This window comes from Capnocytophaga sp. oral taxon 329 str. F0087 (genome assembly GCF_000213295.2).
GTDB lineage: Bacteria > Bacteroidota > Bacteroidia > Flavobacteriales > Flavobacteriaceae > Capnocytophaga > Capnocytophaga leadbetteri_A.
In genome coordinates this window covers 1343-15091 of record NZ_KN389988.1, presented here as the reverse complement: position 1 = coordinate 15091, position 13749 = coordinate 1343, and the positions used below count along the sequence as shown (strand labels likewise).

The following is a 13749-nucleotide window of genomic DNA, read 5'->3' as shown; positions in this document are numbered from 1 at the left end:
CAAGAAACAAACTGGTGGACGTGGTAAATTTGCTGATATCGTGTTCCGTATGGAGCCAGCTGAAGAAGGCAAAATGGGTCTTGAATTTGTGAACGAAATCAAAGGTGGTAACATTCCTAAAGAATATATACCATCAGTAGAAAAAGGTTTCAAAGAAGCAATGAAGAGCGGACCTTTAGCAGGCTTTGAAATGGATGCGATGAAGATAGTTCTTATCGATGGTTCATTCCACCCTGTAGACTCTGATTCACTTTCATTTGAGTTAGCTGCTAAGTTAGGATACAAAGAAGCAGCACGTGCAGCGAAAGCCGTACTTATGGAGCCTATTATGAAATTGGAGGTTATTACTCCAGAGGAAAATATGGGTGATATAGTAGGTGACTTAAACCGCCGCCGTGGACAAGTGAACAATATGGACGACCGTAACGGTGCTAAGGTAATCAAAGCATTTGTGCCACTATCAGAAATGTTTGGCTACGTAACGTCATTGCGTACACTATCATCAGGACGTGCTACCTCTACTATGGAGTTCTCTCATTACGCAGAAACCCCATCAAACATAGCAGATGAAGTAATTAAAAACGCCAGAGGCAACTAAATTATTGATAAAATGAGTAATCAACAGAAAATAAGAATAAAGTTAAAATCATACGATCATAACTTGGTAGATAAATCGGCTGAGAAAATCGTAAAGACAGTAAAAGCTGCTGGAGCTGTGGTAGTAGGGCCTATTCCACTACCAACTCATAAAAAGATATTTACTGTATTGCGTTCGCCACACGTAAATAAGAAAGCGCGTGAGCAGTTTCAATTGAGCTCTCACAAACGTCTTCTCGAAATTTACAGTGCTTCATCAAAAACAGTAGATGCTTTGATGAAATTGGAATTGCCAAGTGGTGTAGATATCGTGATAAAAGTGTGATAGACGCTTTAGCAAAATTAAAATGTCCCGAAACTGTGGGTTAGGGAAAAACGGATAAAAATGATTCAGGGTTAAAAAGCCTAGGGCATTTTTTGACCCTGAACTATTTTGGTGATTAGCAAGCCTTGGGAGGGCTAATTATCAAATTAAAATGTAATAACTTAATAACAAATATTTAATTTTATGTCTGGGTTAATTGGAAAAAAAATTGGCATGACCAGCATATTTGATGAGAACGGTAAGAATATACCTTGTACCATCATAGAAGCAGGTCCTTGCGTAGTTACCCAAGTCAGAACCAAAGAGGTGGATGGCTATGATGCGCTTCAATTAGGTTTCGATGACAAAGCAGAAAAACGTGCTACCAAAGCAGAGCTTGGTCACTTTAAGAAAGCAGGTTCTTCAGTAAAGAAGAAGGTCATTGAATTCCAAGGATTTGAAGACAATTACAAATTGGGTGATACAATCACCGTTGATTTCTTTGCCGAAGGAGAGTTTGTAGACGTCTCTGGTATTTCAAAAGGTAAAGGGTTTCAAGGGGTAGTGCGCCGACACGGTTTCGGTGGGGTAGGACAAACTACTCACGGTCAGCACAACCGACTAAGAGCTCCGGGTTCTGTGGGTGCTTCATCATACCCTTCACGCGTATTCAAAGGTATGCGTATGGCGGGCAGAATGGGTGCCGAGAAAGTAACAGTACAAAACTTGAAAGTATTAAAAGTGGTAGCTGAGAAGAATCTTTTAGTAGTAAAAGGATGTATTCCAGGACACAAAAATGCTTACGTAACTATTCACAAATAATGGAAGTAGCAGTATTAAACATACAAGGAAAAGAAACAGGCAGAAAAGTAACCCTTTCTGATGCTGTGTTCGGAATAGAGCCTAACAATCACGTGGTGTATTTAGACGTAAAGCGTTATTTAGCTAACAAGCGCCAAGGTACTCACAAGGCTAAAGAGAGAAACGAAGTGGCTGGAAGTACAAGAAAGATTAAAAAACAAAAAGGTACTGGTACAGCACGTGCAGGTAGTGTAAAATCGCCTGTGTTTGTAGGTGGAGGTCGTATATTTGGTCCTCGTCCAAAAGATTACACACAAAAACTTACTAAGAACGTAAAACGTTTGGCACGCCGCTCAGCTCTTAGTGCTAAAGCTCAAAGTCAATCATTGGTAGTTCTTGAAGATTTTAATTTTGAAGCTCCTAAAACTAAAGACTTTACAGCAGTAGTAAAATCATTGGGCTTAGAAAATAAAAAATCGCTTTTTGTGTTGCCAAATGTAAATAATAACGTATATTTGTCCTCTCGCAACGTAGCAAACTCAAGTGTAGTAACTGCTTCAGAGCTAAATACTTACCAAGTAGTATATGCTAACAACATCGTACTAACCGAGAGTGCAGTAGAAGTTATAGAGTCAATTTTAACAAAATAAGAAGAAAAAATGAGCGTATTAATAAGACCTGTAAATACAGAAAAAGCAAACGAAGGCAGCGAACTAAAAAACTGCTATACGTTTGAAGTAGCTAAGGACGCTAACAAAATTCAAATCAAAAATGAGGTTGAAGCTACTTATGGCGTTAAAGTGAAAGAAGTACGTACCCTTAATTACGGCCCTAAGCGCGCCACTCGCTACACTAAAACAGGTGTACAAGTAGGCAAGACTAACGCAGTGAAAAAGGCATTAGTACAGTTAGAAGAAGGAACTATAGATTTTTATAGTAATATATAAGTGTTTAACAAATAGACAAAAATGTCAGTTAGAAAATTAAAACCGATCACCCCTGGTCAGCGTTTTAGAGTAGTAAACGAATTTGACACCATTACTACTGATAAGCCGGAAAAGAGCTTGCTCATTCCGTTGAAAAAGACCGGAGGTAGAAACAATCAAGGAAAGATGACCATGCGTTACATTGGTGGTGGTCACAAAAAGAAGTATCGTATTGTGGACTTCAAGAGAAACAAATTTGGTGTAGAAGCTAAAGTAGTTTCGATTGAGTATGACCCAAACAGAACAGCCTTTATCGCTTTGGTGCAATACACCGACGGAGAGAAACGATATATTATCGCTCCTGCTGGATTGAAAGTTGACCAAACAATCGTTTCAGGGCAAGAAAATGTAGCTCCTGAAATTGGTAATGCGATGCCGCTTTCTCAAATTCCACTAGGTACCGTAATTTCTTGTATTGAATTGCGACCCGGACAAGGAGCTAACATAGCTCGTTCAGCGGGAACTTTTGCTCAGTTAATGGCGAAAGATGGAAGGTATGCGACTGTAAAATTACCATCAGGCGAAACCAGAATGATTTTGCTTACTTGTTTAGCAACAATAGGTGCAGTATCGAACTCAGACCATCAGTTGGTATTATCAGGTAAGGCAGGACGCTCACGCTGGTTAGGACGCAGACCAAGAACACGTGCAGTAGTTATGAACCCTGTTGATCACCCAATGGGTGGTGGTGAAGGACGTGCTACTGGTGGACACCCACGCTCACGTAAAGGTATCCCAGCTAAGGGTTATAGAACACGTTCTAAGACCAAGGCATCTAATAAGTATATTGTAGAACGCAGAAAAAAATAAGAATCTAAGAAATGGCACGTTCATTAAAAAAAGGACCCTACGTTCACTATAGCTTGGAGAAAAAAATCCAACAAAATATAGAATCAGGCAAGAAAAATGTAATTAAAACTTGGTCTCGCGCCTCAATGATTACTCCTGATTTTGTTGGCCAGACTATTGCAGTGCACAACGGTCGTCAGTTTGTACCCGTATATATCACAGAGAATATGGTGGGACATAAATTAGGAGAATTTTCGCCAACGCGTTCGTTTAGAGGACACGCAGGTGCAAAAAATAAAGGTAAAAAATAATAAAAGGCTATGGGAGTTAGAAAAAAATTAAGAGCAGACGAAATAAAAGAAGCTAAAAAGAGCTTGGCTTTTGCAAAGTTGAATAACTGCCCTACTTCGCCACGCAAAATGCGCTTAGTAGCAGATTTGGTACGTGGACAACAAGTAGACAAAGCCTTGGCTATTTTGAAATTCAACCAAAAAGAGGCAGCAGCACGTTTGGAAAAATTGCTTTTATCAGCTATACATAACTGGAGAGCTAAAAACGAAAATGCTAACGAGGAAGAAGCAGGACTTTATGTACAAGAAATCCGTGTAGACGGAGGAGCCATATTGAAACGCCTACGCCCAGCGCCTCAAGGTAGAGCACACAGAATTAGAAAACGCTCAAACCACGTAACCGTAGTGGTAGGGGCTAAAAATTTTAACACAGAAAGCTAAGATAAACTATGGGACAAAAAACAAATCCAATCGGGAATCGCTTAGGAATTATCAGAGGATGGGAGTCTAACTGGTATGGAGGCAATGATTACGGAGATAAACTTGCTGAAGATGATAAGATTAGAAAGTATGTTCAGACGCGTTTATCAAAAGCTAGTGTGGCTCACGTGATTATCGAGCGTACTTTTAACCTTGTAACCGTTACTATTACTACTGCAAGACCTGGTATCATCATCGGGAAAGGTGGTCAGGAAGTAGACAAGCTAAAAGAAGAGCTAAAGAAAATCACTGGTAAGGATATTCAGATAAACATATTTGAAATCAAACGCCCAGAGCTTGACGCTGCTCTTGTAGCTGCAAGCATCGCTAACCAAATAGAAGGGCGTGTGTCTTATAAACGCGCTATTAAGATGGCAATGGCCTCAGCAATGAGAATGAGCGCAGAAGGAATCAAGATAATGATTTCAGGTCGTCTTAACGGAGCTGAAATGGCACGTTCAGAAAGTTTCAAAGAAGGACGTATTCCTCTTTCAACTTTTAGAGCAGATATTGATTACGCTATTGACGAAGCTCACACCACCTACGGACGTATGGGTATAAAAGTGTGGATTATGAAAGGCGAAATCTATGGTAAAAGAGAATTATCACCTTTAGTAGGAATGACAAAGAAAACTTCAGGAGGTAATTTTTCGTCAAAATCAAACGACAAGCCTGCGGGAGCCCCTAAAAAAGCGCGTAGGAAAAAGTAATTTAAAAAAGAACAAGAAAGATGTTACAGCCAAAAAGAACGAAATATCGTAAGCAGCAGAAAGGCAGAATGAAAGGAGTTGCCCACAGAGGAGCTCTTCTTTCAAATGGTATGTTCGGTATAAAATCTTTAGACTCAGCTTTTATTACATCGCGCCAGATAGAGTCAGCCCGTGTGGCAGCGACCCGTTATATGAAACGTGAGGGACAGCTTTGGATAAAGATATTCCCAGATAAGCCAATCACTAAGAAGCCTTTGGAAGTACGTATGGGTAAAGGTAAAGGTGCAGTAGAGTACTGGGCAGCAGTAGTAAAACCAGGACGTATAATGTTTGAGGTCGGCGGTGTGCCATTAGACGTAGCAAAAGAAGCGCTACGATTGGCGGCACAAAAGCTACCTGTAAAAACAAAATTCGTGGTAGCAAGAGATTATCAAAATTAATTAAAGAACAATGAAACAGTCTGAAATTAAAGAATTGACAATAACTGAGCTACAGGATAAGCTTGGTGAGTATAAGAAATCGTATGCAGATTTGAAAATGGCACACGCAATTTCGTCATTAGAAAAACCCATTCAATTACGTAACGTAAGAAGAACGATTGCGAGATTGGCGAGTGAGCTAACAAAACGTGAATTACAATAATTCGAACCTGCCTTATGGAAAAAAGAAATTTAAGAAAAGAAAGAATAGGGGTTGTTACAAGCAACAAGATGGATAAATCAATAGTAGTTTCAGAAGTGAAACGCGTAAAACACCCTATGTATGGTAAGTTCGTGTTGCGCACAAAGAAATATGTAGCGCATGACGAGAAAAACGATTGCAATATTGGCGATACAGTGCGCATAATGGAAACACGCCCACTTAGTAAAACCAAATGTTGGAGATTAGTTGAAATCATTGAAAGAGCTAAGTAATTATGGTACAACAGGAATCAAGATTAAAAGTAGCCGACAATACTGGGGCGAAAGAAGTACTAACTATACGTGTGTTAGGTGGTACTAAACGCCGTTACGCATCAGTAGGCGATAAGATTGTAGTTACCGTGAAAGATGCTACCCCTAACGGAAACGTGAAAAAAGGACAAGTATCGACTGCGGTGGTAGTAAGAACTAAAAAAGAAGTACGCCGTGCCGATGGTTCTTATATCCGATTTGACGAGAATGCTTGCGTTCTTCTGAACGCGGCTGGTGAGATGAGAGGTACCCGTGTATTCGGACCTGTAGCAAGAGAGCTTCGTGATAAACAATTTATGAAGATTGTCTCATTAGCACCAGAAGTGCTTTAATTTCTAAAAAGTAATTTGATGAAAGTAAAAATTAAAACAGGAGATACTGTAAAAGTAATTGCAGGTAACCACAAAGGCGATCAGGGTAAGGTGTTACGCATCGACCGTGAGAAAAACAGAGCTATAGTGGAGGGCGTAAATGAGGTGTCTAAACACACTAAACCAAGCGCTAAAAATCCTCAAGGCGGTATCGTAAAAAAAGAAGATTATATCCACATTTCTAACCTTTCACTTATAGATCCTAAGACGAAAGAAACTACACGTGTAGGTTATGAAGTGAGAGATGGTAAAAAAGTGCGAGTTTCTAAAAAATCTAATGTAGTAATATAATATGGCTTACGTACCTAGATTAAAACAAGAATACAGAGAGCGTGTAATAGCGGCTCTAAAAGAAGAATTTGGCTATAAGAACGTGATGCAGGTTCCTAAACTTGAAAAAATAGTCGTGAGCCGTGGCGTAGGTTCAGCAGTAGCTGATAAAAAGCAAATAGATTATGCTATCGATGAGCTTACTAAAATCACAGGACAGAAAGCAATTGCCACTTACTCTAAAAAAGACGTAGCATCATTTAAACTACGTAAAGGTATGGCAATAGGCGCTAAAGTGACTTTGCGTGGCGAAAGAATGTATGAGTTCTTAGACCGTCTTATCACTACTGCCCTTCCACGAGTAAGAGATTTTCAAGGAATTAAAGCTACTGGTTTTGACGGTAGAGGTAATTATAATTTGGGAATTACTGAACAAATTATTTTCCCTGAAATTGATATTGACAAAATCAATAAAATAGCAGGGATGGATATTACCTTTGTTACATCGGCACATACCGATAAAGAAGCTAAATCATTATTAAGCGAATTAGGATTACCTTTTAAAAAGAACTAAGAATATGGCTAAAGAATCAATGAAAGCCCGCGAGGTGAAAAGACAAAAGTTAGTAGCAAAATATGCTGCTAAACGTAAAGCACTAAAAGAAGCTGGTGACTATGACGCCCTTCAGCTTCTTCCTAAGAATGCATCGCCTGTACGTTTGCACAATCGTTGCAAACTAACAGGACGACCTAAAGGATATATGCGCACTTTTGGAATTTCACGTGTCTTATTCCGCGAAATGGCTAATAAAGGATTAATTCCTGGCGTTAAAAAAGCAAGTTGGTAATAATTAAAAGGACAAAATTATGTACACAGATCCTATCGCAGATTATTTAACAAGAATTAGAAATGCTAATAATGCAAGGCATAGAATAGTAGAAATACCTGCTTCAAAACTTAAAAAAGAAATTACTAAAATTCTTTTTGATCAGGGTTTTATTTTGAGCTATAAATTTGAAGAAGGTACTGTACAAGGTACTATCAAAATAGCTTTGAAATACGATAAAGTTACTAAAGAGCCCATTATTAGGCATATAGAAAGAGCCAGCCGCCCAGGACTTAGAAAGTACGCAGGCGCTGATAACCTACCCCGTGTGTTGAACGGCTTAGGCATAGCTATCATCTCTACTTCGCAAGGAGTGATGACTGGCAAAAAAGCGAGAGAGCTAAACATAGGTGGTGAGGTGATTTGTTACGTTTACTAATCAATTTTAAAAAAAGACAATAAACAATGTCAAGAATAGGTAAAGCACCCATCAATATTCCTGCAGGAGTTACCGTTACTATAAAAGATAGCGTAGTGACTGTAAAAGGGAAATTAGGCGAATTAACCCAAGAGGTTAAAGACATTGCTGTAAAGCAAGAGGATGGACATTTAGTGTTTGAACCCACTGATAACACCAAGGAACAAAATGCTAAGCACGGTTTATACCGTGCCTTAGTACACAATATGGTGGTAGGTGTATCAGAGGGTTTCACTAAAGAATTAGAGTTAGTCGGGGTAGGGTATCGTGCTACCAACCAAGGTCAGAAATTAGATTTGGCTTTAGGTTTTTCGCACAATATACTTCTCGAATTGCCTCAAGAAATTAAACTTGAGACAGTGAACGAGAAAGGTAAGAACCCTATCATTAAATTAACTTCTCACGACAAACAACTCTTAGGACAGGTAGCTGCTAAAATACGCAGTTTCCGTAAACCAGAACCTTACAAAGGTAAAGGTGTGAAGTTCGTAGGAGAAGTATTGAGAAGAAAAGCAGGTAAATCAGCTTAATAGTTAGAACTATGGCATTATCAAAAATACAAAGAAGACAACGTATCAAGAGCAGAATCAGGAAAGTAGTCAGAGGAACTGCAGAGCAACCTCGTTTGGCTGTTTTCAGGAGCAATAATGAGATCTATGTACAAATCATAGATGATACCAAAGGGACTACCCTATTAGCGGCATCGTCACGCGATAAAGAATTAAGTGCTGTAAGCGGTACGAAAATTGAAAAAGCTGCTATGGTGGGTAAGGCTATTGCTGAGAAAGCCCTCAAGCAAGGTATTGAAAAAGTATCATTTGATAGAGGGGGCTACCTCTACCACGGACGTGTAAAATCATTAGCAGAAGGTGCTAGAGAAGGCGGACTAAAATTCTAATAAACTATGTATCAGAAATATAAAAATGTAGAATATGTGAAACCAAGCGGTTTGGAACTAAAAGACCGCTTGGTAGGGGTACAACGCGTTACCAAAGTAACGAAGGGTGGCCGCGCTTTTGGATTCTCTGCTATCGTAGTAGTAGGTGATGAAAACGGTGTAGTAGGACACGGATTAGGAAAATCAAAAGAAGTATCGGAAGCTATTGCAAAAGCTGTAGAAGACGCAAAGAAAAACCTTGTACGCATTCCGCTAAACGGCACTACTTTGCCTCACGAACAAAAAGGTAAGTTTGGTGGTGCTCGTGTTTTCTTGCAACCTGCTACAGAAGGTACTGGAGTAATAGCTGGTGGTACAGTACGTGCCGTATTGGAGTCAGTAGGTATCCATAACGTACTATCAAAATCGCAAGGTTCTTCAAACCCTCACAACGTGGTAAAGGCTACTTTTGATGCTTTGTTGCAATTGCGTAGTGCAAAAACAGTTGCAGAACAACGAGGAATTTCTTTAGAAAAATTGTTTAAAGGTTAATATTTGTAGCAATGGCAAAAATCAGAGTAACACAAATTAAGAGTAGCATCAAACGTCCTAAAACCCAAAAACTTACTTTGGAGGCATTAGGGCTAAAACGCATCGGCTTTACAGCTGAGCACGAGGCTACCCCGTCCATTCTTGGAATGATAAATAAAGTAAAACACTTAATTTCTGTAGAAGAAGTTAAATAATATTTTTGTACAAAGTTATGAACTTGAGTAATTTACAACCCGCTGAGGGTTCAGTACACAGAGAAGGGAAGCGCGTAGGTCGCGGACAAGGTTCAGGAAAAGGAGGAACCTCTACCCGTGGTCATAAAGGTGCTAAATCACGCTCAGGCTTTTCACATAAGATTGGTTTTGAGGGTGGACAAATGCCTTTGCAAAGACGCGTACCAAAATTCGGTTTCAAGAACTTTAACCGCAAAGAATACGTAGGTATCAATCTTTCAAAACTACAAGAATTAGTAGATGCTGGAAGAATTGCGGATAAGGTAGATGTAGAAACCTTAGTTCAGCTACACATCGTAAAGAGAAACGACTTAGTGAAAATCTTAGGTGGTGGTGAGCTAAAAGCCAAACTAAAAATATCTGTTCATAAGTTTACAGCTGGCGCCAAAGCAGCCATTGAAGCCGTAGGCGGGGAAGCCGTAACCTTGTAAAATCTAATTTATGAAGAAGTTTATCGAGAATCTGACCAACATTTGGAAAATAGAGGAGTTAAAAAATAGAATTATTTTAACCCTCGGAATCCTGTTAGTTTATCGTTTTGGGGCTCATATAGTACTCCCAGGAATTGACTCAGCTCAGTTACACGAGCTAGCAAACAGAACCTCAGGGGGTGGGCTACTTGACATCTTGAATGCCTTTACAGGTGGGGCGTTTTCTAATGCTTCGGTATTTGCACTTGGGATTATGCCTTACATCTCGGCTTCTATCGTAGTGCAATTGATGGGTATTGCTATTCCTTACCTTCAAAAGCTACAGAAAGAGGGCGAGAGTGGGCGAAGAAAGATAAACCAAATCACTCGATGGCTTACGATTGCAATATGTATTGTGCAAGCACCTGTTTATTTATACGGTATCAACCGCTTAGGGGTGCCAGATTCGGCATTCTTGCTTGGCAAAGGTCTCAACTTTATCATACCAGCGGTAACTATATTAGTAACAGGTACTATTTTTGCAATGTGGTTAGGTGAGAAAATCACTGACAAAGGAATTGGCAATGGTATATCACTACTCATTATGGTAGGTATCATAGCACGTTTGCCACAAGCATTTGCTTCAGAAGTTGCTTCGCGATTGACAGCTTCAAACGGAGGACTAATGCTTATCCTAATAGAAGTAATTCTTTGGTTTGTAATTATATTGCTTTGTATATTTCTTATCAAAGCAGTACGACAAATACCAGTGCAATACGCACGAAGAACTGCTGATGGAGGTAGTGCTGCTGTAGAGAAGAATATCTTTGGAGCACGCCAATATATACCTTTGAAACTGAATGCGGCAGGGGTTATGCCTATTATCTTTGCGCAAGCATTGATGTTTATCCCTGCAACAGTAGCCGGACTATCGCAGTCGGAATTTGCAAAAAGTGTTCAAGCAGCCTTTTCTGATATATTCGGATTTTGGTATAACCTGCTATTTGCAGCTATGATTATACTTTTTACGTATTTTTATACTGCGATAACAGTACCTACTAATAAGATGGCTGATGATCTGAAGAGAAGTGGAGGCTTTATACCAGGGATACGCCCAGGAAAAGAAACAGGAGATTATCTCGACAAAATAATGTCGCTTATCACCTTGCCTGGTTCAATTTGTATCGCTTTGGTGGCTATTTTCCCTTCACTGCTTAAGATTATTGGTATGCAAGATAAATGGGCGTTATTCTACGGAGGTACCTCATTGCTTATCTTGGTAGGGGTTGCGATTGATACAATGCAACAAGTAAACTCATATCTGCTAAATCGCCATTATGACGGTTTGATGAAAACAGGTAAAAACAGAAAAGTAGTATCTTAATTAATTATATGGCTAAACAAGCAGCAATAGAACAAGACGGAACCATTGTAGAAGCCCTTTCGAATGCGATGTTCAGAGTAGAACTAGATAATGGGCACGTAGTGATAGCACACATCTCAGGAAAAATGCGTATGCACTACATCAAACTACTACCGGGAGATAAAGTGAAGCTGGAGATGAGTCCGTACGACTTAAGTAAAGCACGTATCACTTACCGTTACTAAGGTATTAATTAAGAGAATTCTTCAATGATTTTGATGATTAATTTCTCACAGATTTTAAGTAAAAGCTAAAATCTGTGAGGAATTATAATCATAAAATAGAATTTTTATTTGCGACCTTTTTTAAGGGTGAATTATCTGATAATCAGAATATTAATTAGGATAAAACACCTTTAGGGAAGAATGTGCCTAACTAATTGATTGTATTTTTTATAGTGAAAAATATCGCTATTACAAAAAAAAATCGTAGTTTTGCACACTCATATTGATATAAACAAAACGAAATGAAAGTTAGAGCATCAATTAAAAAAAGAAGTTCTGAGTGCATTATAGTACGCAGAAAAGGACGATTGTACGTAATTAATAAAAAAAATCCTAAATTTAAACAACGACAAGGATAATTATGGCACGAATTGCAGGTATTGACTTACCAAAAAACAAGAGAGGGGTTATTGGTTTAACCTACATTTTTGGTATCGGAAAGAGTAGAGCTAAAGAAATTTTAGGCAGAGCTCAAGTAAACGAAGACACTAAAGTAAGCGAGTGGAATGATGACGAAATCAGTCGTATTCGCGAGGTAGTTGCGTCTTATAAAATTGAGGGAGAGTTGCGCTCGGAAGTACAACTAAACATCAAACGTTTGATGGATATTGGTTGCTACCGTGGTATTCGCCACCGTAATGGTTTGCCACTACGTGGACAGAAAACAAAGAATAACTCTCGCACAAGGAAAGGTAAAAGGAAAACTGTGGCTAATAAGAAAAAAGCAACTAAATAATAAGTAGTTAAGTATGGCAAAACAAAATGCAAAACAAAATGCAAAGGTCTCTAAGAAGAGAAAAGTAATCGTAGAGACAGTAGGCGAGGCACACGTTTCAGCTACTTTTAACAATGTGATTGTTTCTCTTACAAATAAGAAAGGAGACGTTATCGCTTGGTCATCAGCTGGTAAAATGGGCTTTAGAGGCTCAAAGAAGAACACGCCTTATGCAGCCCAAGTAGCAGCAGAAGATGCTGCAAAAGTAGCTTTCGATGCGGGTCTTAAGAAAGTAAAAGTATACGTGAAAGGACCTGGTAATGGTAGAGAATCTGCTATCAGAACTATTCACAATGCAGGTATAGAAGTAACAGAAATTATAGATGTTACTCCGCTTCCACACAACGGATGCCGCCCACCAAAGAAACGTAGAGTATAATTTCGTTTTTAACACTAATAACAAACAAAGAAAGGTTATTAATTATCGAAGGAATGCCTTAATTCATAATCACCTTTCAGTTAAATAATAAAAAATGGCAAGATATACAGGACCAAAGACAAAAATAGCTCGTAAATTTGGCGAAGCTATCTTTAAAGAAGATAAATCTTTTGAAAGGAAAAATTATCCTCCTGGACAGCACGGTGTAGCACGCCGCAGAGCAAAACGCTCAGAATATGCTATCCAGCTTCAAGAAAAGCAAAAAGCAAAATATACTTATGGAATCCTTGAAAAACAATTCCATAACTTATATGAAAAAGCGAAGAGGAGTAGACACGTAACAGGTGAAGTGCTTTTGCAACTATGCGAATCACGCCTTGATAACGTAGTATATCGTATGGGTATCGCTCCTACTCGTAGCGCGGCACGCCAGTTGGTATCGCACAGACATATAACCCTAAACGGAGAGATTGTAAATATTCCGTCATATTTACTTAAACCAGGGGATGTAGTAGGCGTACGCGAAAAATCAAAATCTTTAACAGTAATTGAGAATTCATTGGCTGCATCAAGTAAAGTATACGAATGGCTTACTTGGAACCCAGAAAAATTAGAAGGTACTTTTGTAGCCGTACCACAAAGAATTCAGATTCCTGAAAATATTAAAGAACAGTTAATCGTAGAGTTGTACTCTAAATAATAAATAAAAGACAGCAGTCAAATTATGGCATTATTTAACTTTCAAAAACCAGATAAAGTTATAATGATTGAATCATCGGATTTCGAGGGGCGATTTGAGTTTCGCCCTTTGGAACCCGGATATGGTTTAACTATTGGTAACGCATTACGCAGGGTGATGCTTTCTTCATTAGAAGGTTTCGCTATTACTTCTGTGAAATTTGATAAAGTAGAACACGAATTTTCTACTATATCAGGTGTCAGGGAAGATGTTACTGAAATCATTCTGAACTTGAAACAAGTGCGTTTCAAACGTCAAGTGGAAGATGTAGAAGAAGAAAC

The 13749-nt window shown here is 38.9% G+C and carries 27 protein-coding genes and 2 pseudogenes; all 29 read left to right on the top strand.

What is annotated here, in order from left to right:
- Positions 1-598: pseudogene (fusA, locus tag HMPREF9074_RS02210) on the top strand (elongation factor G); the annotation flags it as partial.
- Between the two features lie 12 nt (positions 599-610).
- Positions 611-922, top strand: coding sequence for a 30S ribosomal protein S10 (gene rpsJ, locus HMPREF9074_RS02205; protein WP_009391642.1), 312 nt, complete (start codon positions 611-613; stop codon positions 920-922).
- A 183-nt stretch (positions 923-1105) separates the two neighbouring features.
- Entirely contained in the window at positions 1106-1723 is a 618-nt protein-coding gene (gene rplC / locus HMPREF9074_RS02200) for a 50S ribosomal protein L3 (RefSeq protein WP_009391643.1), read from the top strand.
- Positions 1723-2352, top strand: a complete 630-nt coding sequence (rplD, locus tag HMPREF9074_RS02195; protein WP_009391644.1) for a 50S ribosomal protein L4 — start codon at positions 1723-1725, stop codon at positions 2350-2352. Before rplC ends, rplD begins: the two co-directional genes overlap by 1 nt.
- 9 nt (positions 2353-2361) lie before the next feature.
- Entirely contained in the window at positions 2362-2649 is a 288-nt protein-coding gene (gene rplW, locus HMPREF9074_RS02190; RefSeq protein WP_009391645.1) for a 50S ribosomal protein L23, read from the top strand.
- A 21-nt stretch (positions 2650-2670) separates the two neighbouring features.
- On the top strand, positions 2671-3498 hold the full coding sequence (gene rplB, locus HMPREF9074_RS02185) for a 50S ribosomal protein L2 (protein WP_009391646.1): 828 nt from the start codon (positions 2671-2673) through the stop codon (positions 3496-3498).
- An 11-nt stretch (positions 3499-3509) separates the two neighbouring features.
- On the top strand, positions 3510-3788 hold the full coding sequence (gene rpsS, locus HMPREF9074_RS02180) for a 30S ribosomal protein S19 (RefSeq protein WP_009391647.1): 279 nt from the start codon (positions 3510-3512) through the stop codon (positions 3786-3788).
- Between the two features lie 9 nt (positions 3789-3797).
- Positions 3798-4208, top strand: a complete 411-nt coding sequence (rplV, locus tag HMPREF9074_RS02175; RefSeq protein WP_009391648.1) for a 50S ribosomal protein L22 — start codon at positions 3798-3800, stop codon at positions 4206-4208.
- 8 nt (positions 4209-4216) lie between these two features.
- Positions 4217-4957 carry a 30S ribosomal protein S3 gene (rpsC, locus tag HMPREF9074_RS02170; protein ID WP_009391649.1) on the top strand — a complete coding sequence of 247 codons (741 nt, stop codon included), beginning with the start codon at positions 4217-4219 and terminating at the stop codon, positions 4955-4957.
- A 20-nt stretch (positions 4958-4977) separates the two neighbouring features.
- Positions 4978-5397 (top strand): 50S ribosomal protein L16, encoded by a 420-nt coding sequence (rplP, locus tag HMPREF9074_RS02165; RefSeq protein WP_009391651.1) that lies wholly within the window; start codon positions 4978-4980, stop codon positions 5395-5397.
- Positions 5398-5407: 10 nt separating this feature from the next.
- A complete protein-coding gene (rpmC, locus tag HMPREF9074_RS02160) occupies positions 5408-5599 on the top strand; it encodes a 50S ribosomal protein L29 (RefSeq protein ID WP_009391652.1) in 192 nt (63 codons plus the stop codon).
- 14 nt (positions 5600-5613) lie between these two features.
- The gene (gene rpsQ / locus HMPREF9074_RS02155) at positions 5614-5871 is read left to right on the top strand and encodes a 30S ribosomal protein S17 (RefSeq protein ID WP_002675041.1); all 258 of its coding nucleotides are present in this window, start codon (positions 5614-5616) and stop codon (positions 5869-5871) included.
- A gap of 2 nt (positions 5872-5873) precedes the next feature.
- On the top strand, positions 5874-6242 hold the full coding sequence (gene rplN / locus HMPREF9074_RS02150) for a 50S ribosomal protein L14 (RefSeq protein WP_009391654.1): 369 nt from the start codon (positions 5874-5876) through the stop codon (positions 6240-6242).
- Between the two features lie 18 nt (positions 6243-6260).
- Entirely contained in the window at positions 6261-6572 is a 312-nt protein-coding gene (gene rplX, locus HMPREF9074_RS02145; RefSeq protein ID WP_009391655.1) for a 50S ribosomal protein L24, read from the top strand.
- A gap of 1 nt (position 6573) precedes the next feature.
- On the top strand, positions 6574-7125 hold the full coding sequence (rplE, locus tag HMPREF9074_RS02140; RefSeq protein WP_009391656.1) for a 50S ribosomal protein L5: 552 nt from the start codon (positions 6574-6576) through the stop codon (positions 7123-7125).
- Between the two features lie 4 nt (positions 7126-7129).
- A complete protein-coding gene (gene rpsN / locus HMPREF9074_RS02135; protein WP_009391657.1) occupies positions 7130-7399 on the top strand; it encodes a 30S ribosomal protein S14 in 270 nt (89 codons plus the stop codon).
- Positions 7400-7418: 19 nt separating this feature from the next.
- Positions 7419-7817: a 30S ribosomal protein S8 gene (gene rpsH, locus HMPREF9074_RS02130; RefSeq protein WP_009391658.1), complete on the top strand. Its 399-nt coding sequence runs from the start codon at positions 7419-7421 to the stop codon at positions 7815-7817.
- A gap of 26 nt (positions 7818-7843) precedes the next feature.
- The gene (gene rplF, locus HMPREF9074_RS02125; RefSeq protein WP_009391659.1) at positions 7844-8386 is read left to right on the top strand and encodes a 50S ribosomal protein L6; all 543 of its coding nucleotides are present in this window, start codon (positions 7844-7846) and stop codon (positions 8384-8386) included.
- Between the two features lie 11 nt (positions 8387-8397).
- Positions 8398-8754, top strand: coding sequence for a 50S ribosomal protein L18 (rplR, locus tag HMPREF9074_RS02120; RefSeq protein ID WP_009391660.1), 357 nt, complete (start codon positions 8398-8400; stop codon positions 8752-8754).
- 6 nt (positions 8755-8760) lie between these two features.
- Positions 8761-9285 (top strand): 30S ribosomal protein S5, encoded by a 525-nt coding sequence (gene rpsE, locus HMPREF9074_RS02115; protein ID WP_009391661.1) that lies wholly within the window; start codon positions 8761-8763, stop codon positions 9283-9285.
- 11 nt (positions 9286-9296) lie between these two features.
- On the top strand, positions 9297-9479 hold the full coding sequence (gene rpmD, locus HMPREF9074_RS02110) for a 50S ribosomal protein L30 (protein ID WP_009391662.1): 183 nt from the start codon (positions 9297-9299) through the stop codon (positions 9477-9479).
- A gap of 17 nt (positions 9480-9496) precedes the next feature.
- The gene (gene rplO, locus HMPREF9074_RS02105) at positions 9497-9949 is read left to right on the top strand and encodes a 50S ribosomal protein L15 (protein WP_009391663.1); all 453 of its coding nucleotides are present in this window, start codon (positions 9497-9499) and stop codon (positions 9947-9949) included.
- 10 nt (positions 9950-9959) lie between these two features.
- Complete coding sequence (secY, locus tag HMPREF9074_RS02100) at positions 9960-11312, top strand: preprotein translocase subunit SecY (RefSeq protein ID WP_009391664.1); 1353 nt, start codon at positions 9960-9962, stop codon at positions 11310-11312.
- Between the two features lie 8 nt (positions 11313-11320).
- Complete coding sequence (gene infA / locus HMPREF9074_RS02095; RefSeq protein WP_002675066.1) at positions 11321-11536, top strand: translation initiation factor IF-1; 216 nt, start codon at positions 11321-11323, stop codon at positions 11534-11536.
- Positions 11537-11817: 281 nt separating this feature from the next.
- Positions 11818-11934: a type B 50S ribosomal protein L36 gene (gene ykgO, locus HMPREF9074_RS02090; RefSeq protein WP_002676536.1), complete on the top strand. Its 117-nt coding sequence runs from the start codon at positions 11818-11820 to the stop codon at positions 11932-11934.
- Positions 11935-11936: 2 nt separating this feature from the next.
- Positions 11937-12311 (top strand): 30S ribosomal protein S13, encoded by a 375-nt coding sequence (rpsM, locus tag HMPREF9074_RS02085; RefSeq protein ID WP_009391666.1) that lies wholly within the window; start codon positions 11937-11939, stop codon positions 12309-12311.
- A 13-nt stretch (positions 12312-12324) separates the two neighbouring features.
- Positions 12325-12729, top strand: a complete 405-nt coding sequence (rpsK, locus tag HMPREF9074_RS02080; protein WP_009391672.1) for a 30S ribosomal protein S11 — start codon at positions 12325-12327, stop codon at positions 12727-12729.
- Between the two features lie 94 nt (positions 12730-12823).
- Positions 12824-13429, top strand: coding sequence for a 30S ribosomal protein S4 (gene rpsD, locus HMPREF9074_RS02075; RefSeq protein ID WP_009391673.1), 606 nt, complete (start codon positions 12824-12826; stop codon positions 13427-13429).
- A gap of 24 nt (positions 13430-13453) precedes the next feature.
- Positions 13454-13749, top strand: a pseudogene (locus HMPREF9074_RS02070) (DNA-directed RNA polymerase subunit alpha); the annotation flags it as partial.

Excerpts from the sequence above, each read along its gene's own strand:
- rpsJ (WP_009391642.1), top strand. The coding sequence starts at position 611 with ATGAGTAATCAACAGAAAATAAGAATAAAGTTAAAATCATACGATCAT.
- rplC (WP_009391643.1), top strand. The coding sequence starts at position 1,106 with ATGTCTGGGTTAATTGGAAAAAAAATTGGCATGACCAGCATATTTGAT.
- rplD (WP_009391644.1), top strand. The coding sequence starts at position 1,723 with ATGGAAGTAGCAGTATTAAACATACAAGGAAAAGAAACAGGCAGAAAA.
- rplW (WP_009391645.1), top strand. The coding sequence starts at position 2,362 with ATGAGCGTATTAATAAGACCTGTAAATACAGAAAAAGCAAACGAAGGC.
- rplB (WP_009391646.1), top strand. The coding sequence starts at position 2,671 with ATGTCAGTTAGAAAATTAAAACCGATCACCCCTGGTCAGCGTTTTAGA.
- rpsS (WP_009391647.1), top strand. The coding sequence starts at position 3,510 with ATGGCACGTTCATTAAAAAAAGGACCCTACGTTCACTATAGCTTGGAG.
- rplV (WP_009391648.1), top strand. The coding sequence starts at position 3,798 with ATGGGAGTTAGAAAAAAATTAAGAGCAGACGAAATAAAAGAAGCTAAA.
- rpsC (WP_009391649.1), top strand. The coding sequence starts at position 4,217 with ATGGGACAAAAAACAAATCCAATCGGGAATCGCTTAGGAATTATCAGA.
- rplP (WP_009391651.1), top strand. The coding sequence starts at position 4,978 with ATGTTACAGCCAAAAAGAACGAAATATCGTAAGCAGCAGAAAGGCAGA.
- rpmC (WP_009391652.1), top strand. The coding sequence starts at position 5,408 with ATGAAACAGTCTGAAATTAAAGAATTGACAATAACTGAGCTACAGGAT.
- rpsQ (WP_002675041.1), top strand. The coding sequence starts at position 5,614 with ATGGAAAAAAGAAATTTAAGAAAAGAAAGAATAGGGGTTGTTACAAGC.
- rplN (WP_009391654.1), top strand. The coding sequence starts at position 5,874 with ATGGTACAACAGGAATCAAGATTAAAAGTAGCCGACAATACTGGGGCG.
- rplX (WP_009391655.1), top strand. The coding sequence starts at position 6,261 with ATGAAAGTAAAAATTAAAACAGGAGATACTGTAAAAGTAATTGCAGGT.
- rplE (WP_009391656.1), top strand. The coding sequence starts at position 6,574 with ATGGCTTACGTACCTAGATTAAAACAAGAATACAGAGAGCGTGTAATA.
- rpsN (WP_009391657.1), top strand. The coding sequence starts at position 7,130 with ATGGCTAAAGAATCAATGAAAGCCCGCGAGGTGAAAAGACAAAAGTTA.
- rpsH (WP_009391658.1), top strand. The coding sequence starts at position 7,419 with ATGTACACAGATCCTATCGCAGATTATTTAACAAGAATTAGAAATGCT.
- rplF (WP_009391659.1), top strand. The coding sequence starts at position 7,844 with ATGTCAAGAATAGGTAAAGCACCCATCAATATTCCTGCAGGAGTTACC.
- rplR (WP_009391660.1), top strand. The coding sequence starts at position 8,398 with ATGGCATTATCAAAAATACAAAGAAGACAACGTATCAAGAGCAGAATC.
- rpsE (WP_009391661.1), top strand. The coding sequence starts at position 8,761 with ATGTATCAGAAATATAAAAATGTAGAATATGTGAAACCAAGCGGTTTG.
- rpmD (WP_009391662.1), top strand. The coding sequence starts at position 9,297 with ATGGCAAAAATCAGAGTAACACAAATTAAGAGTAGCATCAAACGTCCT.
- rplO (WP_009391663.1), top strand. The coding sequence starts at position 9,497 with ATGAACTTGAGTAATTTACAACCCGCTGAGGGTTCAGTACACAGAGAA.
- secY (WP_009391664.1), top strand. The coding sequence starts at position 9,960 with ATGAAGAAGTTTATCGAGAATCTGACCAACATTTGGAAAATAGAGGAG.
- infA (WP_002675066.1), top strand. The coding sequence starts at position 11,321 with ATGGCTAAACAAGCAGCAATAGAACAAGACGGAACCATTGTAGAAGCC.
- ykgO (WP_002676536.1), top strand. The coding sequence starts at position 11,818 with ATGAAAGTTAGAGCATCAATTAAAAAAAGAAGTTCTGAGTGCATTATA.
- rpsM (WP_009391666.1), top strand. The coding sequence starts at position 11,937 with ATGGCACGAATTGCAGGTATTGACTTACCAAAAAACAAGAGAGGGGTT.
- rpsK (WP_009391672.1), top strand. The coding sequence starts at position 12,325 with ATGGCAAAACAAAATGCAAAACAAAATGCAAAGGTCTCTAAGAAGAGA.
- rpsD (WP_009391673.1), top strand. The coding sequence starts at position 12,824 with ATGGCAAGATATACAGGACCAAAGACAAAAATAGCTCGTAAATTTGGC.